The organism is Bradyrhizobium sp. DOA1, from assembly GCF_001593325.1.
Lineage (GTDB): Bacteria > Pseudomonadota > Alphaproteobacteria > Rhizobiales > Xanthobacteraceae > Bradyrhizobium.
In genome coordinates this window covers 5831709-5854354 of the sequence record NZ_JXJM01000001.1, presented here as the reverse complement: position 1 = coordinate 5854354, position 22646 = coordinate 5831709, and the positions used below count along the sequence as shown (strand labels likewise).

Annotated in this window: 18 protein-coding genes and 2 pseudogenes; 14 read left to right on the top strand and 6 right to left on the bottom strand. The window is 62.8% G+C overall.

Annotated elements, in window-relative coordinates:
- The first annotated feature begins 105 nt into the window (after positions 1-105).
- The 6 genes from SE91_RS26950 to SE91_RS26925 all read left to right on the top strand — a co-directional run bounded on the left by SE91_RS26950 (position 106) and on the right by SE91_RS26925 (position 7538).
- The gene (locus tag SE91_RS26950) at positions 106-912 is read left to right on the top strand and encodes an enoyl-CoA hydratase/isomerase family protein (protein ID WP_061851348.1); all 807 of its coding nucleotides are present in this window, start codon (positions 106-108) and stop codon (positions 910-912) included.
- 44 nt (positions 913-956) lie between these two features.
- Entirely contained in the window at positions 957-2828 is a 1872-nt protein-coding gene (locus SE91_RS26945) for an AMP-binding protein (protein WP_061849797.1), read from the top strand.
- A gap of 101 nt (positions 2829-2929) precedes the next feature.
- Positions 2930-4057, top strand: coding sequence for an acyl-CoA dehydrogenase family protein (locus tag SE91_RS26940; protein WP_061849796.1), 1128 nt, complete (start codon positions 2930-2932; stop codon positions 4055-4057).
- A gap of 144 nt (positions 4058-4201) precedes the next feature.
- Positions 4202-5446 (top strand): acyl-CoA dehydrogenase, encoded by a 1245-nt coding sequence (locus tag SE91_RS26935; protein WP_061849795.1) that lies wholly within the window; start codon positions 4202-4204, stop codon positions 5444-5446.
- Between the two features lie 119 nt (positions 5447-5565).
- Positions 5566-6810: an acyl-CoA dehydrogenase gene (locus tag SE91_RS26930; RefSeq protein WP_061849794.1), complete on the top strand. Its 1245-nt coding sequence runs from the start codon at positions 5566-5568 to the stop codon at positions 6808-6810.
- Between the two features lie 29 nt (positions 6811-6839).
- The gene (locus SE91_RS26925) at positions 6840-7538 is read left to right on the top strand and encodes a nitroreductase (protein WP_061849793.1); all 699 of its coding nucleotides are present in this window, start codon (positions 6840-6842) and stop codon (positions 7536-7538) included.
- Between the two features lie 73 nt (positions 7539-7611).
- On the opposite strand, the gene SE91_RS26920 is transcribed toward SE91_RS26925, so the two are convergent.
- Both SE91_RS26920 and SE91_RS26915 read right to left on the bottom strand, forming a co-directional pair.
- The gene (locus SE91_RS26920; RefSeq protein WP_008543571.1) at positions 7612-8160 is read right to left on the bottom strand and encodes a sigma-70 family RNA polymerase sigma factor; all 549 of its coding nucleotides are present in this window, start codon (positions 8158-8160) and stop codon (positions 7612-7614) included.
- Positions 8160-8393, bottom strand: a complete 234-nt coding sequence (locus SE91_RS26915) for a NepR family anti-sigma factor (RefSeq protein ID WP_007597239.1) — start codon at positions 8391-8393, stop codon at positions 8160-8162. The genes SE91_RS26920 and SE91_RS26915 overlap by 1 nt, the downstream gene beginning before the upstream one ends.
- A gap of 222 nt (positions 8394-8615) precedes the next feature.
- On the opposite strand from SE91_RS26915, the gene SE91_RS26910 reads away from it, so the two are divergent.
- From SE91_RS26910 to SE91_RS26900, 3 genes are all read left to right on the top strand, one after another.
- Positions 8616-9422 carry a response regulator gene (locus SE91_RS26910; RefSeq protein WP_061849792.1) on the top strand — a complete coding sequence of 269 codons (807 nt, stop codon included), beginning with the start codon at positions 8616-8618 and terminating at the stop codon, positions 9420-9422.
- Positions 9423-9560: 138 nt separating this feature from the next.
- The gene (locus SE91_RS26905) at positions 9561-10190 is read left to right on the top strand and encodes a nuclear transport factor 2 family protein (RefSeq protein WP_061849791.1); all 630 of its coding nucleotides are present in this window, start codon (positions 9561-9563) and stop codon (positions 10188-10190) included.
- 203 nt (positions 10191-10393) lie between these two features.
- Positions 10394-11686 carry a tyrosine-type recombinase/integrase gene (locus tag SE91_RS26900; protein WP_197489520.1) on the top strand — a complete coding sequence of 431 codons (1293 nt, stop codon included), beginning with the start codon at positions 10394-10396 and terminating at the stop codon, positions 11684-11686.
- Positions 11687-11808: 122 nt separating this feature from the next.
- On the opposite strand, the gene SE91_RS26895 is transcribed toward SE91_RS26900, so the two are convergent.
- The gene (locus SE91_RS26895) at positions 11809-13968 is read right to left on the bottom strand and encodes a KAP family P-loop NTPase fold protein (RefSeq protein WP_063921360.1); all 2160 of its coding nucleotides are present in this window, start codon (positions 13966-13968) and stop codon (positions 11809-11811) included.
- Positions 13969-14071: 103 nt separating this feature from the next.
- Positions 14072-14959, bottom strand: a complete 888-nt coding sequence (locus SE91_RS26890; protein ID WP_061849788.1) for a LysR substrate-binding domain-containing protein — start codon at positions 14957-14959, stop codon at positions 14072-14074.
- Between the two features lie 109 nt (positions 14960-15068).
- Between SE91_RS26890 and SE91_RS26885 the strand changes: the two genes are divergently transcribed.
- The 5 genes and pseudogenes from SE91_RS26885 to SE91_RS26865 all read left to right on the top strand — a co-directional run bounded on the left by SE91_RS26885 (position 15069) and on the right by SE91_RS26865 (position 20801).
- On the top strand, positions 15069-15818 hold the full coding sequence (locus SE91_RS26885; RefSeq protein ID WP_061849787.1) for an SDR family NAD(P)-dependent oxidoreductase: 750 nt from the start codon (positions 15069-15071) through the stop codon (positions 15816-15818).
- A gap of 21 nt (positions 15819-15839) precedes the next feature.
- Positions 15840-16690, top strand: a pseudogene (locus SE91_RS26880) (transketolase).
- A pseudogene (locus SE91_RS26875) lies at positions 16687-17696 on the top strand (transketolase family protein). The pseudogenes SE91_RS26880 and SE91_RS26875 overlap by 4 nt, the downstream one beginning before the upstream one ends.
- A gap of 190 nt (positions 17697-17886) precedes the next feature.
- Positions 17887-18912 carry a TRAP transporter substrate-binding protein gene (locus SE91_RS26870; RefSeq protein WP_061849786.1) on the top strand — a complete coding sequence of 342 codons (1026 nt, stop codon included), beginning with the start codon at positions 17887-17889 and terminating at the stop codon, positions 18910-18912.
- 5 nt (positions 18913-18917) lie between these two features.
- Positions 18918-20801 carry a TRAP transporter large permease gene (locus SE91_RS26865; protein ID WP_082813934.1) on the top strand — a complete coding sequence of 628 codons (1884 nt, stop codon included), beginning with the start codon at positions 18918-18920 and terminating at the stop codon, positions 20799-20801.
- Positions 20802-20845: 44 nt separating this feature from the next.
- Here the strand turns inward: SE91_RS26865 and SE91_RS26860 are convergent, their stop codons facing one another.
- Both SE91_RS26860 and SE91_RS35720 read right to left on the bottom strand, forming a co-directional pair.
- A complete protein-coding gene (locus SE91_RS26860) occupies positions 20846-21736 on the bottom strand; it encodes an SMP-30/gluconolactonase/LRE family protein (RefSeq protein WP_061849784.1) in 891 nt (296 codons plus the stop codon).
- A gap of 33 nt (positions 21737-21769) precedes the next feature.
- Positions 21770-22646, bottom strand: an 877-nt coding sequence (locus SE91_RS35720) for an ABC transporter ATP-binding protein (protein ID WP_082813842.1), incomplete at its 5' end; no start/stop codon positions are given.

Genomic DNA, 22646 nt, shown 5'->3' with positions numbered 1-22646 from the left:
AGTGGGGAGAGACCGTCACCCCACCCCGCTCGCGCTCCGCGCGATCGACCCTCCCCCTCTAGGGGAGGGTGGCAGCCTGGCTCACGACCGATGCACGAGGCACCCATGTCCCAACCGCTGCTGATCGAGCATGATGACGGCGTCGACCGGTTGACGCTCAATCGGCCTGATAGCCTCAATGCCCTCGATCCGGTGCTGATCGATGCGCTCAACGACTATTTCCAGAGCCTGCAACGCAACCGCGATAGCCGCGTGGTGGTATTGAAAGGCGCCGGAAAGAATTTTTGTGCCGGCCTCGATCTCAAGGCCGCGATGGCGCGTCGCGCCGGGCAACAGGAACCGCCCGGCGTCACGGAGTCCTTGGACTCGCAGCGGCGCATCGCCGACATCGTGATGCTGATGCGGCGCTGCCCGCAGCCGATCATTTCGCTGGTGCAGGGCGCGGCGGCCGGCGGCGGGTTTGCGCTGGCGCTGGCTTCCGATATCCGCATCGCGACGAAATCGGCGCGGATGAACTGCGCTTTCATCAAGCTTGGTCTCGGCGGTTGCGACATCGGCACCAGCTATTTCCTGCCGCGGCTCGTCGGCGTCTCCGTGGCGTCCGAGCTGATCCTCACCGGACGCTTCATCGGCGCCGAGCGCGCGCTCGCGGTCGGTCTCGTCTCCGAAGTCGTCGACGAGGACAAGCTCGACGACGCGGCCGCGCCCTACGTCGACGCGATGATGACGGCCTCGCCCGTGGGGCTGCGGCTGTCGAAGGAATGTCTCAACATGAGCGTCGATGCCGGCTCGCTGGAAGCTGCGATCGCGATGGAGGATCGCAACCAGGTCCTGTGCAGCCGCTCCGAGGAATTTTCGGAAGGCATCAGGGCCTTCCTTGAGAAGCGAAAGCCTGTCTATATCAAGCGCTGAACGACGAAGATCCGCAAAGGACAAGAAATTCCGGGAGACGCAAAATGAGTGGAAGCGCGGCGGCGGTGATGACGAAGCCCGCCTTTCGCAAGGTCGAGTGGCTCGCGCGCGACATCGCCGTCGAGCGCCGCGGCGACGGCACGGTGGTGCTGAAGTCGCGCATTCCGCTGCAGGCTTACGAGAAGCACATCCCCGCCTCGCTCGCGAAATGGGCGAGGGAAGCGCCCGAGCGCATCTGGCTGGCGCAGCGTGGCGGGCCCAACCGCGATTGGCGCAAGGTCTCCTACGGCGAAGCCAAGCGCACCGTCGATGCGCTGACGCAGGCGCTGCTCAACCTCAAGCTCGAGGGACGGCCGGTCACGATCCTCTCCGGCAATTCGATCGAGCACGCGCTGATGACGCAGGCGGCGATGCAGGCGCGCGCACCGGCGGCTCCGGTGTCACCGGCCTATTCGCTGATGAGCCACGATCACGTCAAGCTGAAATACCTGTTCGACCTGATCAGGCCGGCCGTGGTGATGGTGCAGGATGGCCCGACCTTCGAGAAGGCCCTGAAGGCGCTCGATCTCACTGGCGTTACGGTGGTTCACGTCGCGCGCCCCTGCGACGGCATCAAGAGCGTCAGTTTTGCCGAGCTGGCGGCAACGCCTGTGACCGCCGATGTCGAGGCGTCGATCGCACAGATCACGCCGCAGACCGTCGGCAAGCTGCTGTTCACCTCAGGCTCGACCGGTATGCCAAAGGCCGTCATCAACACGCAGGAGATGATGTGCGCCAATGCGGCGATGATGATGCAGGTGCGGCCGCGCTCGCCTGATGGCCCGATCTCCACCATGCTGGACTGGATGCCGTGGAATCACACCATGGGTGGCAATGCCGCGTTTCACCCGATCCTGGTCGATGGCGGCACGCTCTATATCGACGACGGCCGGCCGATGCCGGGCCAGTTCGAGGAGACGCTGCGAAACCTACGCGAGATCTCGCCGACCTATTACGCCAACGTGCCGGCCGGATATGCGGCGCTCGCGGCGGCCATGGAGAAGGACGATGCGCTGTGTCGCTCCTTCTTCAAGAATCTGTCGATCATGGCCTATGGCGGTGCGCGGCTGCCCGACGATCTCTACGATCGCATGCAGGCGCTCGCGGTGAAGACCACCGGCGAGCGCATCGTGTTCTACACCGGCTGGGGCTCGACCGAGACCGCGCCGACCTCGACCGGCACCTATTGGGATACCGAGCGCGTCGGACTGATTGGCCTGCCGTTCCCCGGAGTCGAGTTGAAGATGGTGCCGTGCGGCTCGAAATACGAGCTGCGCCTGCGCGGCGTCAACGTCACGCCCGGCTATTTCGGCCAGCCGGAGCTGACGAAGAAGATGTTCGACGAGGAGGGCTTTTACTGCATTGGCGATGCTGGCATCTTCGTTGACGAGTCCGATCCGGTAAAGGGCATCATCTTTGCAGGCCGCGTCGTGGAGGACTTCAAGCTCACCACCGGTACCTTCGTGCATGTCGGCTCGCTCCGCACCGATGCGATCGCGGCTGCCACGCCGGTCGTGCATGACGCGCTGGTCGCGGGGCAGGACCGCGCCTTCATTGGCCTCTTGGCCTGGCCGAACTTGCACGCCTGCCGTCAGCTCGTCGGCAATCCCGATCTGAGCTTTGCCGATGCGGTGAAGCATCCGGAGGTCATCGCCTGTTTCAGGCGCGGGCTCGAAGCGCACAATAAAGAATGCGAGGGAGCCAGCAGTCGCATCATCGCCCGCGCGATGCTGATGGTCGAGCCGCCTTCGATCGACGGCAATGAACTCACCGACAAGGGCTACATCAACCAGCGCGCCGGCCTCGAGCGCCGCGCCGCGCTGGTGGAGCGGCTCTATGCGGATCAACCGGACGGGGATGTGATCGTGCTGCGATGAGTGCGCAACTTTATCCCTCGTCATTCCGGGCTCGCGCCAAGGGGCGCGCGCCCCGGAATGACTCCCCAATGAATGGAACGAATGAACGAGGATAGCCCACCATGAACTTCGATTTCTCCGACGACCAGAAACAGCTCCGCGATCAGGCGCGCAAATTCCTCTCGGAAAAATGCTCGCCCAAGGCGGTGCGCGTCGTGCTCGACGGCAAGGCGCCTTACGACAAGGAGCTGTGGAAGGGCCTCGCCGAGATGGGCTTTCTCGGCGTCGCGATCCCTGAAGAATTTGGCGGCGCGGGTGCGGGCCATCTCGAGCTCTGCGTGATCGCGGAGGAGATGGGCCGGGCGAATGCGCCGGTGCCGTTCTCCTCGACCGTTTATCTTGCTGCCGAAGCGCTGCTGATCGCCGGCAGCGATGCGCAGAAGAAGAAATGGTTGCCGGCGATCGCCTCGGGCGAGGCGATCGGCACGCTGGCGCTGTTCGAGGGCAAGGGCAATCCGTCACCGAAGAACGTCAAGCTGACGGCCGCGAATGGCGTGCTCAACGGCGTCAAGAAGCCGGTCGCCGACGGCGCCATTGCCGATTTCGCGGTGGTCGCCGCCCGCACCGGTTCGAGCGGTCGCGATAGCGACATCTCGCTGTTCCTGGTCGACCTCAAAGCCGGTGGCGCCGAAGTGAAGAGCCTTACCAATCTCGATCCGACCCGCGGGCAGGCCGAAATCGCTTTCAAAGATTGTAAGGCCGAGCCGCTGGGAGCTGCCGGTGATGGCTGGAGCATCCTCACGCAGGTGCTAGACCGCGCCGCGGTGCTCTGCGCGTTCGAGCAGGTCGGTGGGTCCGACCGCGCGCTGGAGATGGGCCGCGACTACGCGCTCGACCGCATCGCTTTCGGCCGGCAGATCGGCTCGTTCCAGGCGGTCAAGCACATGCTCGCCGACATGTATGTCTCGGCGACGCTGGCGCGCTCGAACAGCTATTACGGCGCCTGGGCGCTCTCGACCAATGCAGCCGAGCTGCCGGAAGCCGCGGCCGCCGCACGCATCAGCGCGACGCAGGCGTTCCAGCACTGCGCCAAGAACAACATCCAGGTTCATGGCGGCATGGGTTTCACCTGGGAGTTCGACTGCCACATGTACTACCGCCGCGCCAACGCCATGGCCCTTGGGCTCGGCAGCCTGTCGTATTGGGAAGATCAGCTGATCGACCGGATGCGGAAGAAGAATGCGGCATAGCGACAGGTGCGTAGGGTGGGTTAGCCCTGCGGATGCGCGAAGCGCAGTCCGCTCGGCGTAACCCACCACTTCTGTCGACGCGGAAACCGAAGAGGTGGGTTACGCCTTCGGCTAACCCACCCTACGAAATACGAGAGAGTTGCCATGAACTTCGACGATACCCCGCAGGAAGCCGAATTCCGCGCTACCGCCCGCGCCTGGATCGACGCGAACGCGCCCAAGCAGTACGAGGACGAGCTGCGCAAATCCTCGCTCGGCCGCACCGTGCTCAGGAACGCCGACATTCTCGAGGTCGCAAAGGCCTGGCAGAAGAAGAAGGCCGATGCCGGCTGGGCCTGTCTGCACTGGCCGAAGGAGTATGGCGGCCGCGGCTCATCGCCGATCGAGCGCGTGATCTGGCAGCAGGAAGAGGGTCCCTTCGGCCAGCTCTCTCGTATGTTCATCATCGGCCACGGCATGTGCGGGCCGACCATGATGGCGTTCGCCCGCGAGGAGCATAAGCGCACCTATCTGCCGCCGCTGGCTTCGGGAGAGAAGGTGTGGTGCCAACTGTTCTCCGAGCCGGCCGGTGGCTCGGACGTCGCGGGCCTGCGCACGCGCGCGGAGAAGGACGGCGACGACTGGGTGATCAACGGCCAGAAGATCTGGACCTCGGGCGCGCATTATTCCGACTACGGCATCCTGCTCACGCGCACCGATCCGACCGTGCCCAAGCACAAGGGCCTCACCATGTTCTTCCTGGACATGAAGAGCCCCGGCGTCGAGGTGCGGCCGATCAAGCAGGCCAGCGGCGCCTCCGACTTCAACGAGGTCTATTTCACCAATGTCCGCATCCCCGACCATCAGCGCCTCGGTGAGGTCGGTGACGGCTGGAACGTCTCGCTGACCACGCTGATGAACGAGCGCAGCGCGATCGGCGCGGCCGTCTCGACCGGTTTCCCGGAGCTGTTCGAATATTGCTCCAGCCTCGTGCTCGACGACGGCCCGGCGATCGAGGACCCCGCGGTGCGCTCGAAGCTGGCGAATTGGGCCGTGAAGGCGAGCGGGCTGAAATACACCAGCATGCGCGCGATCTCGGCGCTGTCGAAGGGCGAGCGGCCGGGGCCGGAAAACTCCATCGGTAAGCTGGTGGCGGGCTCCATGATCCAGGACGTCGCGACTTATGCGCTGGACCTGCAGGGCGCAAGCGGTGTGATCAGCGGCGAGGATGCCGAACTCGCCGGCCGTTTCCAGGCCATGCTGCTGCGCGCGCCCGGCACCCGCGTCGAAGGCGGCACCGACGAGATCATGCGCAACATCATCGCCGAGCGGGTGCTGGGCCTGCCCGGCGACATCAGGGTCGACAAGGACGTGCCGTTCAACAAGATCCCGACGAAGGGAAGAGGTTAGAATCGTAGGGTGGGCAAAGGCGCGGCACGCGCCGTGCCCACGCATTCTATCGAGGGGAGGTGGTGGGCACGCTTCGCTTTGCCCACCCTACGCACCGCGCAAGGATTGAGAGGTCCGCCATGAATTTCGACGACACCCCGCAGGAAGCCGCATTCCGCGAGACCGCGCGCAAATGGGTCGAGGCCAATGCGCCGAAGGAGTTGCACGCCGAGCTGTCGAAATCCTCGCTCGGCCGCATCCGGCTCGCTCACCACGATATCGTCGATGTCGGCAAGGCCTGGCAGAAGAAGAAGGCCGAAGGCGGTTGGGCCTGCCTGCACTGGCCGAAGGAGTATGGCGGCCGCGGCGCGACGCCGATCGAGAAGGTGATCTGGCAGCAGGAAGAGGGCGTCTACGGCAAGCTGACACAGCCGTTCCAGATCGGCGAGGGCATGTGCGGCCCGACCGTGATGGCGTTCGGCAGCGAGGAGGCCAAGCGCCGCTATCTGCCCAAGCTCGCCTCGGGCGAGGAGATCTGGTGCCAACTGTTCTCCGAGCCGTCGGCCGGCTCCGACGTTGCGGGCCTGCGCACGCGCGCGGAGAAGAAGGGCGACAATTGGGTCGTCAACGGCCAGAAGATCTGGACCTCGGGCGCGCATTATTCCGACTACGGGCTCCTGATCGCGCGCACCGATCCCAACGTGCCCAAGCACAAGGGCCTCACCATGTTCTTTCTGGACATGAAGAGCGAGGGCGTCGAAGTGCGTCCGATCAAGCAGGCCAACGGCATGCAGGAGTTCAACGAGGTCTATTTCACCGACGTGGTGATCCCCGACAGCCAGCGTCTCGGCGCCGTCGGCGACGGCTGGAGCGTGTCGCTGACCACGCTGATGAACGAGCGCATGTCGATCGGCGCGCGGCTCGCGACCGGCGTCCCCGAAATGTTCGAGTTCTGCTCCAGTCTCATGCTGGAGGACGGCCTCGCGATCGACGATCCCGCGGTGCGCTCGAAGCTCGCGAGCTGGGCGGCGAAGTCGAACGGGCTGAAATTCACCAGCTACCGCACCATCTCGGCGCTGTCCAAGGGCGAGCGGCCGGGCCCGGAGAATTCCATCGGCAAGCTGGTCTCGGGCATGATGCTCCAGGACATCGCGACCTACGCCATGGACCTCCAGGGCGCAGCCGGTGTTCTGACCGGCAATGACGAGGAGACGGTGCAGGGCCAGTTCCAGCAGATGCTGCTGTCCTCGCCCTCGATGCGCATCGCCGGCGGCACCGATGAGATCCTGCGCAACATCATCGCCGAGCGGGTGCTGGGTCTGCCGGGCGATATTCGTGTCGACAAGGACGTGCCGTATAACAAGATCCCGACCAAGGGCAGATAGACGACCGGGGCACGAAAGCGAGTTGATTTATGGACGCTAAAGTCAATCAGAACGACCGTATCGGGGTGCTCGAAGAGCTCCTCAACGAGCGCTACTCGGTCCGCGCCTTCCTCCCCAAGGAGGTCGACCGCGCCACCATCGAGCATGTGCTGACGACCGCACAGCGTACGGCGTCATGGTGCAACAGCCAGCCCTGGCAGGTGGTCATCGCCAGTGGCGCGGCCAAGGAACGCTTTCGCCTGGCCATCTACAAGGAGGCCTCGGGGGGACTCGGTGACGATTACGATTTCACGCCGCCGCGCGAATATGTCGGGGTCTATCTCGAACGCCGGCGCGAGAGCGGCTTCCAGCTCTACAACACGCTCGGCATCGCCCGCGGCGACAAGATGGCTTACGCCAAGCAGGCGCTGGAGAACTACAATTTCTTCGGCGCGCCGCATGTCGCGATCATCCACACCAACGAGCCGCTCGGCATCTACGGTGCGATCGATTGCGGCGCCTATGTCTCCAACTTCATGCTGGCGGCGCAGGCGCTCGGCCTTGGCACGATTCCGCAGGCCGCGCTCGCGCGCCATTCCGGCCTGATCCGCCGCCACTTCAACCTGCCTGAGGATCGCCGCGTCGTCTGCGGCATCTCGTTCGGCTATGCCGACCACGCGCACAAGGTCAACAGCTACCGCACCTCGCGGGCCAATGTCGCCGACACCGTGACCTTTGCGGACGAGTGATTCTCGCAGGCACGCAAAGGCGGCCGCGCAAGCGGCCGCCTCGATGTCGTCTCGAACCTGACGATGCCGGCCGTCAGCCGCCGCTGCCGCCGATCACGGCGCGCACGGTCTCGTCGGGCCCGAAGTCCTCGGCGCCCTCGACATAGAGCAGCGCGGCGAGCTTCGAGCGGGCGCGGTTGACGCGGCTCTTGATCGTGCCGACCGCACAGCCGCAGATCGACGCCGCGTCCTCATAGGAGAAGCCGGAGGCGCCGACCAGGATCAACGCCTCACGCTGGTCCTGCGGAAGCTTGTCGAGCGCCGTGCGAAACTCCTCGAACTCGAGATGCGCGTTTTGCGACGGTTGCGTCTTCAGCGTCTTGGCGTAGTTGCCTTCGGCATCCTCGACCTCCCGCCGCCGCTTGCGATAGTCGGAGCGGAACAGGTTGCGCAGGATCGTGAACAGCCACGCCGGCAGGTTGGAGCCGGGCTGGAACGAGTCGATGTTGGCCAGCGCGCGAAGCAGCGTCTCCTGCACCAAGTCGTCGGCGCGGTCCGCATTGCCGCTGAGCGAGATGGCGAACGCGCGCAAGCTCGGCACGGCTGCCAGGATGTCGTTACGCAGGGAGTCCGTGAGAGGCATTAATCCCTCCCATTGTTGTTGTCGTTGGATCCCCCACCATTTTCCACTTGGGGCGTCGCTCCTGGCGCATCAAGCTTTTTGATCAGCTCCGCGAACCGATCCGGAACCCCCTGCCGCACGACGTCGTCGTACATGGCGCGGAGCTGATGCCCGATCCGGGATTGAATCTCCGGAGTGAGCCCTCCCTTGCCGGGGGTCGTGCTTTTGCTGGCTTGAGACTTGAGATCTTTCATGACCTGTTCCACGTTTCCCCGAGTTAAGTGACTGTAAAATCGAGAAGTTTTCTCAACCGGGAGCCGTTCCCTGGATAGGCACAATGCGACGTGAGATAAAAAGTTCCGCCCCGTGCGGAACTTTTCTTAGCGTAAAGCGTAAACAGCCCAGCAGGGGAACCCGGGCCCCCCGCGTCAAACGCCCTGGATATTGAGGCCGGCCCGAAGATGAATGGAGTGGGGATGTCCCGTTCACAGCTCGTTGCTGAACACTTGCCATTGTTGCGCCGGTATGCGCGCGCCCTGACGGGCAGCCAGGCCTCCGGTGACGCCTATGTCGCAGCCATGTTGGAAGCGATGCTGGGAGATCCGTCGGTGCTCGACGAGAGCCATGGGCCGCGCGCCGGCTTGTTCCGGCTGTTCACCCAGATCTGGAATTCGGTCTCCGTCAATGACGATGCCGAGGTGACGACCCTGCCGATGCCGCCGGAGCGGCGGCTGTCAAACATCACGCCGCTGCCGCGGCAGGCCTTCCTGCTGCTCTCGCTCGAAGGGTTTTCCGAGGAAGAAGTCGGTTTCATCCTCGGCACCGACGTCGCTGAGACGCGGCGGCTTGCCGATACCGCCGGACGCGAGATGGCGGCGGAAATTGCCACCGACGTGCTGATCATCGAGGACGAGACCTTCATTGCCATGGACCTCGAGAGCCTGGTGAAGAATCTCGGCCACAACGTCGTCGGCGTCGCGCGCACCCATGCCGATGCGGTGGCGCTGGCCAAGAACAAGCGTCCCGGCCTGATCCTTGCCGACATCCAGCTCGCCGACGGCTCGTCGGGCCTCGACGCCGTCAACGAGTTGCTCCGCACCTTCGAGGTGCCGGTGGTGTTCATCACCGCCTACCCCGAGCGTTTCCTCACCGGCGAGCGCCCCGAGCCGGCATTCCTGATCTCGAAACCGTTCCAGCCCGCAATGGTTTCGGCGGTCGCGAGCCAGGCCCTGTTCTTCCAGCGCAACTCGCGCAACCGCGCCCCCAAGGCCCCGGCGGCTTAAAGGAAAACGCATTTCGCGAAAGCATCTGATCCGGCGTGCTGAAAGGCACGCCGGATTTTTCTTGCCAGCATCCGCGCTTGACGCCTATCGACTTCGCCGCTCATACCTCATGCATTGATCCCAGCCGGAGACGCGCGCATGGACCAGCAGATCCTCGATCGCCTTGCCATCCGCGACCTCGTCGAGAACTGGGCGGTGTGGCGCGATGCCGGGGACTGGGAGCGCTTTGCGACCGTCTGGCACGAAGAGGGCTGGATGTCGGCCACCTGGTTTCAGGGCCCGGCGCGGGATTTCATGCGGGTCAGCCAGGAGGGCTTTGCCAACGGCGTGCGCATCCTGCACTTCCTCGGTGGCACCAGCATCGACCTCGAAGGCGTGCGGGCCATCGCCCAGACCAAGATGACGATCTCGCAGCGCGCCCTGGTGCACGACGTGCTCTGCGACGTCGTTTGCACCGGGCGCTTCTATGATTTCCTGGAGAAGCGGCAAGACCAATCAGGCATCGGAAAGTGGGGCATCGTCCGCCGCCAGCCGATCTACGAGAAGGACCGGATCGACCCGGTCGATCCCGCCGCGACGCTTCGGCTCGACCAGAAAGCGCTCGCAGCGCTCCCGGAAGGCTACCGCCACCTCGCCTATATGCAGGAGCTGATCGGCTACAAGGTCAAGCGCGATATGCCCGGCCTGATCGGCCCCGAGGTCGAGAAGCTCTATGGCGAGGGGAGGGAGTGGTTGGCGGGGAAGGCCAGATCATCCGACGCAAAGTGAGGCCCAGACAAAAGTAAGGCGCGACTGGCATCACCGCGTCCGTGATGGAATTACGCGCATGTCCTCCGTCGTTCATTGAAGGCTTCTAACACTTTGTAACATCTGCTATAATCGCCTCATGGAAAATCCGCCGCTGTTCACGGAGGTTCGCCGCAATCCGCTGCAATCCGTGTTCAATGGTGGGGCGGATAGGTGGGGCGGACATGGCCAAACGACAGTTGCACAAGCTTTCGGCCCGGAAAGCGGAGACCATCATTGAGCCTGGGCGGCACAGTGACGGGGGCGGCCTTTACCTCGCGATTGAGACGGGTGCGCATGCGCGGCGCCAATGGATATTCCTGTACCGGGTGCGCGGCACCAGTAAGCGCAGAGAGATGGGGCTGGGTCCTGCCAAGGGCAAAGGCAAGGACGGCATCTCGCTCGCGGACGCCCGGCTCAAGGCCGCTGACGCGCGCAAGCGGCTGGCCGAGGGCAAGGACTTAGCCGCGCAGCGGCGCGCAGAAATATCGGCGGCCACGAAGTTCGGAGAATTCGCGGACGACTTTTTGGCATCGATCAAGGCCGGCTTCAAAGGCAAGAATACCCTCGCCGACTGGACGCGCGACCTGAAGGTGCGATGCAAACCCATCCGAGGCATGGACCTTGCCAACATCACCGTGAACGACGTGTTGGGGATTTTGTCGCCCATCTGGATGACGATCAATCGCACGGCCCGGGAAACGCGAAGCCGGATAGAGCGCGTGCTTGATGCCGCAGAGGCTAGAGGACTTCGGTTCGGGAAAAACCCCGCGATGTGGAAGAGCTTGAAGCCGCTCTTGCCGAAGTCGAAACGGTCGAAGCGCCATCATAAGGCGGCGCCCTATAAGGACATCCCCGGCATTGTCCAGGCGCTTCAAGCTAAGCACGAAGCCGCGGACACGACCGTCAACCTCGCCGCTGAATACATCATCTTGACGGCGGTGCGAACCGGCGAGGCTCTCTTGATGCGCGTCCGCGAGGTGGACTTCGCAGAGCGGCTTTGGACCATCCCGGCGGAACGGATGAAAACAGAAGATCATCCAGAAGGCAAAGATTTCGAAGTGCCACTCTGCGACCGCGCAATTGAGATCTTGAAAGCGGTCATCCCGAAGGAGGCCGAGCGCGACGCCTACGTGTTTGCTGGGCAATGGTCAAAGGACCATACGAAGCCGCTCGGTATGAATGCCGTGCTCCACGCGCTCAAGGCAGTTTATCCGGCGATGACGACGCACGGGTGCCGGTCCAGCCTCCGCGATTGGGCGGGTGACGAAACAGGTTTCGAACGCGAGATTGCGGAGATGGCACTGGCGCACAAGGTGGGCGATGAGACAGAGCAAGCCTACCGGCGCGGCAACGCGTTGAAGAAGAGGCGACAGTTGATGGACGCTTGGGGCCGATACGTCGCGAGCGGTTCTAACGCGATCCGACTTCCTCGTCGGGAGCCGGATAGCTCCCTACAGTGGTTGCATTCGGTATAGCTTCCGACCATGCATGCTCCCGGCTTCGCCCTCAAGTGCTCGCGCGGATGTGGATCATCGCTGGATCATCCACCGCTACGACCAGCGCGAGCTGCGCACTGCATGTGGCAAACCTCGCGCCCTCAGAACCGCTTGCCGGTTTCGCGCCTGGTCCAGGCCGCGTCGAATTCCGAAAGAGCGGCTCGGTCCTGTTCGGTCAATGACTTATTTGAAAGGACGGATCTCACGCGTTTCCGGAATTGTTCCGCGTTCAAGATCGTCTCGATCCCGTCGAGGCCGGCCGTTGTCGTACGCTGCGCGACGCGGTTTCCGGACCCGTGGCTCCAACCATGAGACGTGAAGGCTTTGGCGAACGCGACCACACTGCTGTCATTTCCCAACTGCGAGTTCGTCCAGCGCCGAACTTCCTTGCCGCCATCGTTCGCCATGTCATGCCATCTGAAGAGGATTTGCGGTAACCTGGAATGTGAACATAGATGTCCCGACTTGGACTCTGCGCGAACGCTCTTCAATGCGAGCTTCTGCAGCTTCGTGCAGTCTTCTTCAGTCGTGATGTGCCTCTCTTCGGTTTGGGGTGGCTTTTCGTCCCGCGGATGGTGAGCGGCGAACGCCGAAGCCGCGAGATCCACCAGCCAGCCCACCGGAGCCGCGTTGGCGGCCGCCAGAAGCATGGAGGACCTCGTTTGGAGGTCGAAACGTTCGAGAAGTAGCCGCCGTAGCAGCCAATGGATCCTCAGGAAGTTGTCACCGATAGAGAAGGCTTTCGCGACGTCCCGGGAAGTATCCAATTCGTCCGCGATCTCGAATATCGCCGCCAGTAGTGGCTCCACGGCTTCGTTCTCGATCGACTCCGCATGAAGATTAAGCTCGTCGAGAATGAGCGCGGCCTTTGTCCCGCCGTTTCGTCTCAGAACGCCGAGCGCTTCCCTCAGTTTCGCCTGGATGAATAGGCGATCTGCAGCCTGTTCGATGATTGCGTCGATCTCTTCTTTCTTCAGTAATTCATCACCGATGGAGAACCTGAAATAGGCGTCGAATCGGGAAGGGGCGCAGACCCGCCGTTGACGTTCCCAACCCGATACGGAGTCCGAACCGTACGAGAGATTGCCCCAGATGGAATCCAACCTGGGAAAGAGGCGCTTGAGGGCTCGCTTAAATCGCTCGCGGTCTTTTTCCTCGACGCTGCCAAGCAGTACGTTGTCGTAGTCGGCCTTCTGATCGGTCGATTGCCGCCCGAGCCCACGGTCGGCGCCCCCGGTCAGCCGTGCTTTATTGGATCGAAGAGCTCGGTAGATCGTCGGCTGCAGCAGCCGCAACACCTCGATCCCGATGAAGTCGGCGCGGTCCACCTCTGGGCCGATCGCAGGCCACGTAACGGCCAGGCTGTTGGCCAGCCTGTTCACGTCGCGGGGCGTCCGGATTTCCGGCGCAACGACGTCATAGAAGACATTCATGAAGTGTAGCGCGTCGCTATCGTCCAAAGCGCCGCAGATCCTATCGATGTTCGAGAGTAGCTGTTCGCGAAGGTCCTCGACGCGCGGCTCGGGAATGTCGAAGCTCGCTTGAATTATCTTCTCGAGAAATTGGGGGCCTTCCGACGGATATTTTTGCTTTACGATCGCTTCGGCGAGTGGACGATCGAATACAAGCAAGTAGATGACATTAGGCAGCCGGCCGACGGACTTCACCAGCCTGAAGATCAGCAGCGCCTCGTCGGGGGAGAGGCGGTCTATGTCGTCGATTACGATGAGAAAGCGCCGGTCCTGATCGCTTAGTGCCTTGGATATTTCAGCGTAGAGCTTCTCAACGCTGTCATCGAGCTTGATCAGGCCCGACGCCCATTTCATCGCCCCGGCGGCCATCGTGCCGGCTCCGGATGCGCCTGCCAGATCGACGGCCGGGCCGACGATATCCGCCGTCTTGCGAGCGCCGAGCTTCGGCAGTACCTTCTTGAACTTGCTTCCTAGCGACGGCCCGAGACCGGCGTAGAGCTCCCTGAAGAAGGCGAGGGCGAGCTCCTCTTCCCCCCTGAACCACCAGCAGGCGAAATCGACGACCGTTATTTCTTCGGCTTCGACCGCGGTCGCAAGATGATGACGAATCAGGTTCACCGTGCTGCTTTTGCCGGACCCCCAAGGACCGTTGAGCGCGATCACCGTTCCCTCCGGTGCCGTCATTTGCAGAATGCCCTTCGCGAGCGTCTTTGAAAATGGTTCGATTCCGAAGCGGTCTTCGGACGGCTCGGAAATCGGACTATCGTTGTGGGGAGCCTTCTCTTTCATCATCTATCCTGGCTTCAGAGCCGCGCAATGAAAGCGGTCATCGAACGCCCGCTTCGCCGGCCCGGAGCGGGAGCTCTCGTCTTGGTGGAGCTTGTCGAGCGCTTCATCGGATATCTTCGCGTCCAAGCTGCGCCATGACCCAATCTGCAAAGGCGCGGACCGCAGATCTTTGTCGGCTGGCCCTCGGATAGATCAGGCGATGGCCGACGTAGCGGATATCGTTGGCGCGTCCTGCCAGCGGCGCGACTAATCGTCCGCTCGCCAGCTCGCGTTCAGCCAGAAGGGTTGATTCCAGCGCTACTCCCAATCCCTCCGCAGCCGTTGCGATTGCCAGAAAGCTGCGATCGAACCTCATGCCGTGGAGCGCAGGTGCTTCCAATCCGTTCGCCGTGAACCATTGGTGCCACTGAACCTGCTTCACGTCGGAACGGATGAGCGTTTGATCGAGGAGATCGGCAGCCTTCCTGATTGATTTTGCAAGCGCGGGGGAGCAGAGCGGCGTGACCGTCTCTTCCGGCAGAGGAACGACCTCCACTCCTTCCGCGCGCGGCGGACCGTAGACGATGTCGATATCGAAATCGTCGTTGCTGAAGCGCGCGTAATCGGTGCTCGCGGCCAGGCGGACTTCGAGCTTCGGGTAGGTGGCGAGAAACTGTGCAAGCCGAGGTGCCAGCCATTGCGCGGCAAAGCTTGGCGCGGAATGAACGCGCACCAATTGCGGCCCGCGCGCGGCAACTTCCTCGAGACCGCGACGGAGCTGATCGAACGCCGCTCCAGTGTGGCGCATCAGGTTTTCGCCGGCCGGCGTGAGCCGCACTGACCGGGCACTGCGCTCGAAGAGAACAGTCCGGAGCGTGTCCTCCAGCTTGCGGATGGCATGACTGACCGCACTAGGCGTCAGGTGAAGCTCATTCGCCGCATCGCGGAACGATCCGGTGCGGGCGGCGGCTTCAAAGGCGCGAATTGCCGAAATCGGGACATTCGACAGCATTCCATAAGTGAACCAGATTCATCGATCCGTGACAACTGTGCGTTTGTCTGTTGCGCAACCGCGAGGCATTCCTAGCCAGCCAAGGAAAAACAATTTACGGGAGGAACTGATGCTGCTCAGCGGTAAGACGGCCATCATTTCGGGCGCGGCATCACCGCGAGGCATCGGGCTTGCCACGGCGCGCCGGTTCGCTACCGAGGGCGCGCGGGTTGCCATTCTCGATATCGATGCCGCTGCTGCCGCGGGTGCAGCGACCACTCTTGGTACAGAGCATGTCGGAGTGTCGTGCGACGTCGCCGACAAGTCATCATGCGAGCGGGCGGTCGCGCGCGTAATGGAAGCATTCGGCGGCATCGACATCTTGGTCAACAATGCTGGCATCACCCAGCCCGTCAAATTTCTGGAGATTTCGGCGGCCGACTGGGGTCGCATCCAGGACGTCAATCTGAAAGGGGTTCTGTTCCTCTCCCAGGCCGTGATCCCGCATATGCGCGCACGGAAGTCTGGATCGATCGCGTGCATGTCGTCGGTCTCGGCTCAGCGGGGCGGCAGAATATTTGGCGGTCCGCACTATTCGGCGGCGAAGGCTGGTGTGCTTGGTCTCGCCAAGGCGATGGCCCGTGAATTCGGTCCGGACGGCATCCGCGTCAATTGTGTGACGCCAGGCCTGATCGGCACCGATATCACTGCGGGCAAGCTCACCGACGAGATGCGAGCAAAGATCCTGGAAGGCATTCCGCTAAATCGTCTAGGCGCAGCGGAAGACGTTGCTGGCATTTACACCTTCCTGGCCTCGGATCTCTCCGCTTATGTCACGGGTGCCGTGATCGACGTCAACGGCGGCATGCTGATCCACTGAGACGAGACAAGGTCCAGATCGATGGAAACCTCTAAAACGACGTTGACAAACACGCCGAGCCTCTCGGATCGGGCCTACAGCGTTCGCCGCAATGCGCTGCGCATGGGCGAGGTTCAGGGCCAGGGTTATATCGCTCAGGCGCTGGACATCGCCGACGTGCTCGCCGTGGCTTACTTTCACGCAATGCGCTACCGGCCGGAGGATCCGTCCTGGGACGGACGCGACCGCTTCCTTCTCTCAAACGGCCACTACGCCATCGCACTTTACGCGGCGTTGATCGAGGCAGGGATCGTGCCGGAGGAAGAGCTCGAAAGCTATGGCAGCGACGAAAGCCGCCTTCCGATGTCTGGCATGGCCTCCTACACGCCTGGGATGGAAATGTCGGGCGGCTCGCTCGGGCTCGGGCTCAGCATCGCCGTCGGGATGGGACTGGGACTCAAACGCAAGAAGTCCGACGCTCGGGTGTACACGTTGTTTTCCGATGGCGAGCTTGACGAGGGCTCCGTCTGGGAAGCCATCCAGTCGGCAGGTCACTACAAGCTCGACAATCTGGTCGGCATCGTCGATGTCAACAATCAGCAGGCGGACGGGCCTTCCACGCAGGTGATGGCCTTCGAGCCGCTGGTTGAAAGCTTCAGGCCTTCGGCTGGTTCGTGCAGCGCGTCGACGGCAACGATCTCGACGCGGTCGTTGCTGCCTTCGACGCGGCCAAGTCCCATCCCGAGCCAAAACCGCGAATGATCGTCGCCGACACGCTGATGGGGAAGGGAGTACCTTTCCTCGAGCAGCGCGAAAAAAACCATTTTATCCGCGTCGAGCAGCACGAATGGCAGCTGGCGCTTGCCGCGCTGGAAGCCGGGAGGCAGGCATGAAGACCGTCAGATCAGCACCACAGCCGGGCAAGCCGCGCCTGACCACCTCAGCCATGATCGCCTCGATCGCTGCCGAGGGACAGAAGACGATACCGGCGCCCTTTGGACACGCGCTCGTCGCGCTCGCACGTAGCCGCTCCGAGTGGTCGGCATGACGGCCGATCTCGGCAAATATACCGACCTGCACATCTTCGCCAAGGAATTCCCGGACCGCTATTATCAGATGGGCATGGCCGAGCAGCTTCTGTTCGGCGCAGCCTCCGGCCTTGCCGCCGAAGGGTTCATGCCGTTCGCGACCACTTACGCCGTGTTCGCATCGCGGCGGGCCTACGATTTCATACATCAGACGATCGCGGAGGAAGACCGTAACGTGAAGATCGTCTGCGCACTACCGGGGCTGACTTCGGGCTACGGCCCGAGCCATCAGGCCGCGGAGGATCTCGCGCTGTTTCGCGCGATGCCGAACATGACGGTCATCGATCCCTGCGATGCTCATGAAATCGAGCAGCTGGTGCCTGCGATCGCGGTGCACCAGGGGCCGGTTTACATGCGCCTGCTGCGCGGCCAGGTGCCTGTCGTGCTTGACGAATATGACTACAAGTTCGAGCTCGGCAAGGCCAAACTGATCCGTGACGGGAAGGACGTCCTGGTCATCTCGTCCGGCATCATGACCATGCGTGCGCTCGAGGCCACGCAAACCTTGAAGGACGATGGCGTTGATGTTGCGGTCCTGCATGTCCCGACCATCAAGCCGCTCGATGCCCAAACGATCTTGCATGAAGCCGGCAAGCCAGGCCGCCTTGTCGTGGTTGCCGAAAACCACACGACGATCGGCGGTCTTGGCGAGGCAGTTGCCGCACTTCTGATGCGCTCGGGCGTCCATCCGGCTTTCCGCCAGATTGCACTGCCCGACGAGTTTCTTGACGCTGGCGCGCTCCCAACGCTGCACGACCGCTACGGGATTTCCACCGCAGAGGTCGCAAGACAAGTCAAGCAATGGCTATAGCGCGCAGGCGCTGAGCGCCAATCGAGCCAAGTCCAGGTGAAGAGCCGCCCGCCGCATGTTACGGCGGCGAGCGATGTCTCTTGCCCAAATGCCGCCGGTCGAGAACCGGCGAACGATAAGCCCGGAAAGCTGCACGCCGGCGTGGCTGATGCAGCGGGCAGCATAACCAATAGAGGATCAGGAGGAACACATGACTGTCTCGAAGCCCGGAAGCATCAGCCGCCGTTCGCTATTGATGGCGGCGAGTGCCGTACCTCTCTGCGGGATTCTGACCCGCCCGGCGTCTGCCGCCGAGTTTGTCTACAAGTTCGCAACCGGACAGGATCCGACCCATCCGGTGAACATCCGCGCGCAGGAAGCGATCGACCGCATCAAGGAAGCGACCAGCGGCCGGTTGGAAATCAGATTGTTTCCGGCCAACCAGCTCGGCTCCGATACCGAGCTCATGACCCAGGTTCGCAGCGGCGGCGTCGAGTTCTTCAATCAATCGTCATCGATCCTTGCGACTCTGGTTCCAAGCGCCGGCATCGTGAACACCGGCTTTGCATTCGCCGGCTACGACAGCGTGTGGAAGGCGATGGATGGCGATCTCGGTACCTACATCCGGGCGCAGATAGCCAAGACGCCGATCATGGCGGTGTCGAAGGCATGGGACAACGGCTTCCGTCAGGTGACGTCGTCCGGCCGGGAGGTGCGAACGCCGGATGACCTGAAGAATTTCCAGATCCGCGTTCCGCCGGCGCCGCTGCTGACCTCACTCTTCAAGGCGCTCGGAGCCGGTCCGACGCCGATCAACTTCAACGAGGTCTATTCCGCGTTGCAGACCAAGGTTGTCGACGGGCAGGAGAATCCGCTGCCGATCATCGCGACCGCGCGTCTCTACGAGGTGCAAAGCACGTGTAGCCTGACCGGGCACGTCTGGGACGGCTACTGGATCCTCGGCAACAAGCGCGCCTTCGAACGCCTGCCGAAGGATGTTCAGGAAATCGTGACGCGCGAGTTCGACCGCTCCGCCATCGATCAGCGCGCCGACATCGCCAAGCTCAGCCAGTCGTTGCGTACGGATCTGTCAGCCAAAGGCCTCAAGTTCATCGAGGTTGATCGTGCCGCCTTCCGTCAGGCCCTGTCCAAGACCAGCTTCTACTCCGACTGGAAGGGCAAGTTTGGCGAGGAGGCGTGGTCCCAGCTCGAAAAGGCCGCGGGCCAGCTATCATGACCAGCATGAGCCACACGCCGCACGCAGATGCCGCTAGGGTGGCCGGCGCGTCTCAAGCAGGCTCGCGCAGTTGGATAGTGAAAGCGAATGCGCTGCTGGGGCACGTCGTCGCGGTACCGGCGGCGTTGCTCGTACTGGCCGAGATCGCAGTGCTGTCCGCAGGCATCGTAGCCAGATACGTGTTCCGTTCGCCGATTGTCTGGTCGGATGAACTTGCCGGCATCCTCTTCCTCTGGCTCGCCATGTTTGGATCCGTAATTGCGTTCCAGCGCGGTGAGCATATGCGGATGACCGCGATCGTCGGGATCCTCAGGGCGGACGTCCGCGCGTTCCTTGATGTCGTGGCGGCCGCGGCATCGCTGGCATTCCTCGCGCTCGTCGTCTGGCCGGCCTATGAATTCGCCGCCGACGAGGCTTTCGTCACCACGCCCGCGCTTGAGATCGTCAACAGCTGGCGTGCGTCGGCGCTGCCGATCGGGCTTGGCTTGATGCTGATCGCCGCGGCCCTCCGGCTCATCCGCATCGCAAAGTTGCGAAGCTTGCTCGCTTCCGTGGCGATCGTCGCAGGCATCATTGCAACGTTCGTTCTCCTTGGCCCGGTTTTGAAGCCGCTAGGCAATCTGAACCTTTTGATCTTCTTCGTCTTCGTCGTCGGGGCGATGGTCTTTGCAGCGGTGCCGATCGCGTTTGCATTCGGCCTTGCTACCGTGGGCTATCTCGCCCTGACGACCAGCACGCCCGACGTGGTGATGATCGGGCGGATGGATGAGGGCATGAGCCATCTCATCCTGCTGGCCGTGCCGCTCTTCGTCTTTCTTGGCCTTCTGATCGAGATGACCAGTATGGCCCGCGCGATGGTCGGCTTCCTGGCAAGCCTTCTGGGGCACGTGCGCGGCGGACTCCACTATGTGCTGGTCGGAGCGATGTACTTGGTCTCGGGGATTTCCGGGTCCAAGGCGGCAGACATGGCTGCGGTGGCTCCGGTGTTGTTTCCCGAGATGCGGAAGAGGGGGGCAAAGCCAGGCGATCTCGTAGCACTCCTTGCCGCGACGGGTGCCCAGACGGAGACGATTCCCCCGTCACTGGTTCTGATCACGATCGGGTCGGTGACCGGCGTGTCGATCTCAGCCCTGTTCACCGGCGGATTGCTTCCGGGCGTGGTGCTCGCGATCATGCTTGCGGCGGTTGTGTGGTGGCGATACCGCCGCGAGGACCTGTCGCACGTCAAAAGGGCGGCGGGGCGGGAGATCGCCCGCGCCTTTGTCATCGCAATACCCGCTATCGCATTGCCGTTCGTGATCCGGACCGCCGTCGTCGAAGGCGTTGCGACCGCAACGGAGGTCTCGACCATCGGCATCCTGTACTCAGCCTGTGCGGGTCTCTTCATCTACCGTCAATTCGACTGGCGCCGGATCTATCCGATGCTGGTCGAGACGGCCTCGCTGTCGGGAGCTATCCTGCTCATCATCGGCGCGGCCACCGGCATGGCATGGGCGCTGACCCAGTCGGGATTTTCCGCCTCTCTCGCCAAGTTTATGACCAGCCTTCCCGGCGGCGTGCCCATCTTCCTGGCTGTGACGATCGTGACTTTCGTGATCCTGGGCAGCGTGCTGGAAGGGATCCCGGCCATCGTCCTGTTCGGTCCGCTGCTGTTCCCGATCGCGAGGCAGGTCGGAGTGCACGATGTCCACTATGCGATGGTGGTCGTTCTCGCGATGGGCATTGGTCTGTTCGCGCCACCGTTCGGCGTCGGCTACTACGCGGCCTGCGCCATCAGCCGGATAAACCCGGACGAAGGCATGAAACCCATCGTGGGCTACATGATCGCGCTCTTGATCGGCACATTGATCGTCGCGGCCGTGCCCTGGCTGTCAATCGGCTTCCTCTGACTTGATGACTGGACGCCTCGCGGGATGAACCGCGAGGCTCCGCGTCAGGCGAATTTCGGCAGATGCAGCGGCAGACCATCGCAAGGCATATCGATCTCCTCGACCTGGCCCTTGCCGACTTCGGTGACGCGCAGCTTCCTGCCCTCGAGGGTGAAGGCGCAATTCGTCGGCTGCGGTCCATCTAGGATCAGGCGATCGGCGACCTCACCCTGGCGATCCAGCACCGTGACGTTCTTTTGGTTGTAGACCGTGCAATAGAGCCGACCGTCCATTCCGAAGGCCATCCCGTCCGGCCCTTTGAAGTCCGGATTGGCATCCGGCTGCAGCACGTTGCCGAAGACGACGCGTTTCGGCGCTGCCTCGCCAAGCACGTCATATCGATAGATCTCGCCGGTGAAGGAAGCGTTGGCGTAGAGGTGGTTATCGGGACCGAAGGCAATGCCGTTGGTGAAGCGGATCTTGCGATCGAGCACGCGGAGCACCTTCATGGCTGCCGGATCGATCTCGTAAACACGGCCGTCCCAATCGAGGTCGATATAGCCGTCGACGAAGGCCTGGCCATTGATGAAGTCTTCCGCGGCCATGCCGGAATCGGTCATGTAGAGCAGGCCGTTGGGACCAAAACAGAGGTCGTTCGGAAACAGAAAGCGGTCCGCACCTTCGCCGCGCATGCGCCGGACTTCATTTCCGCCTTCGTCGATGCAAATCAGCGCCCGAAGACCGGCTTCCGCAATCCAGATCCGCCCATGGCCGTCGGTCGTCAGTCCGTTCGGACGGCCGCCCGTCGTCCGGACCACCCTGCGATTGCCGCGAGAATCAAGCCGCGTGACGCAGAGGGTCGAGGCGGACATCTCCGTGACATACATCGATCCATCCGGCAGGCACACCGGACCTTCGGGCGCTCCGATCCCCGTGGCAAAGAGTCTAGACGCCATTTATTCCTCCATTCTGCAGATTGTTGGTGTTGGCTAGGCGATTACCAGGCCGTTGGCCGGATCAATCAGCACCACGCGATTGAGGTCGATGGCGAGGTCGATCCGCTCGCCATGGCTGCTGACGTCATGAGCCTGCAACTCGGCAACCGCATCCACCCCGCCGATCTTGATGGTCGTGAAGGTGCGGGTCCCCGTCGGCTGAATGAGATCGGCGACCGCCGAATGGGACACCACTCCGTTGCGGAGGGGGCCTCCGCCAGCCAGGCTGAAATGCTGAGGGCGAATACCGACCAGAACCTCTCGTCCTGCCGCACCGGTCAATGATGCGGCCTTCGCGCTCGGAAGCCGCAGCGCGTCGCCGGACTGGAACACGACTGCTGCGCCGTTGCCGTCCGTCTTGAGGGTCGCTGGGATGAGGTTGATCGAGGGGGAGCCGAGGAAGCCGGCCACGAAACCCGTGCGAGGCTGCTCGAACAGCTCGAGCGGAGCTCCCTGCTGCTCGATTTGTCCGTCGCGCAGCAGCACGATCCGGTCGGCCAGCGTCATCGCCTCCACCTGATCGTGAGTGACGTAGATCATCGTCGTGGTGATCTCGTGATGCAGGCGCTTGATTTCGGTCCGCATCTCGTCCCTCAATTGGGCATCGAGATTGGAGAGCGGCTCGTCGAACAGGAACAGGTCCGCCTTGCGGACGATGGCGCGGCCGATCGCGACCCGCTGACGCTGTCCGCCGGAGAGCTGACGTGGATAACGCTGGAGCAGGTTGCCGATGCCGAGCATCTCCGCAGCTTCGCTAACCCGCTTCCTGATCTCGATTTCGGGTGTCTTGCGGGCGCGCAAACCGAAGGCGATGTTCTCGTTGACCGTAAGATAGGGGTAGAGCGCGTAGTTCTGGAAGACCATCGCGATA

Coding starts and splice junctions, on each gene's coding strand:
- SE91_RS26870 (WP_061849786.1), top strand. CDS start 17,887: ATGACTGTCTCGAAGCCCGGAAGCATCAGCCGCCGTTCGCTATTGATG.
- SE91_RS26900 (WP_197489520.1), top strand. CDS start 10,394: ATGGCCAAACGACAGTTGCACAAGCTTTCGGCCCGGAAAGCGGAGACC.
- SE91_RS26915 (WP_007597239.1), bottom strand. CDS start 8,393: ATGAAAGATCTCAAGTCTCAAGCCAGCAAAAGCACGACCCCCGGCAAG.
- SE91_RS26860 (WP_061849784.1), bottom strand. CDS start 21,736: ATGGCGTCTAGACTCTTTGCCACGGGGATCGGAGCGCCCGAAGGTCCG.
- SE91_RS26865 (WP_082813934.1), top strand. CDS start 18,918: ATGAGCCACACGCCGCACGCAGATGCCGCTAGGGTGGCCGGCGCGTCT.
- SE91_RS26940 (WP_061849796.1), top strand. CDS start 2,930: ATGAACTTCGATTTCTCCGACGACCAGAAACAGCTCCGCGATCAGGCG.
- SE91_RS26945 (WP_061849797.1), top strand. CDS start 957: ATGAGTGGAAGCGCGGCGGCGGTGATGACGAAGCCCGCCTTTCGCAAG.
- SE91_RS26910 (WP_061849792.1), top strand. CDS start 8,616: ATGTCCCGTTCACAGCTCGTTGCTGAACACTTGCCATTGTTGCGCCGG.
- SE91_RS26930 (WP_061849794.1), top strand. CDS start 5,566: ATGAATTTCGACGACACCCCGCAGGAAGCCGCATTCCGCGAGACCGCG.
- SE91_RS26925 (WP_061849793.1), top strand. CDS start 6,840: ATGGACGCTAAAGTCAATCAGAACGACCGTATCGGGGTGCTCGAAGAG.
- SE91_RS26890 (WP_061849788.1), bottom strand. CDS start 14,959: ATGCTGTCGAATGTCCCGATTTCGGCAATTCGCGCCTTTGAAGCCGCC.
- SE91_RS26895 (WP_063921360.1), bottom strand. CDS start 13,968: ATGAAAGAGAAGGCTCCCCACAACGATAGTCCGATTTCCGAGCCGTCC.
- SE91_RS26885 (WP_061849787.1), top strand. CDS start 15,069: ATGCTGCTCAGCGGTAAGACGGCCATCATTTCGGGCGCGGCATCACCG.
- SE91_RS26935 (WP_061849795.1), top strand. CDS start 4,202: ATGAACTTCGACGATACCCCGCAGGAAGCCGAATTCCGCGCTACCGCC.
- SE91_RS26905 (WP_061849791.1), top strand. CDS start 9,561: ATGGACCAGCAGATCCTCGATCGCCTTGCCATCCGCGACCTCGTCGAG.
- SE91_RS26950 (WP_061851348.1), top strand. CDS start 106: ATGTCCCAACCGCTGCTGATCGAGCATGATGACGGCGTCGACCGGTTG.
- SE91_RS26920 (WP_008543571.1), bottom strand. CDS start 8,160: ATGCCTCTCACGGACTCCCTGCGTAACGACATCCTGGCAGCCGTGCCG.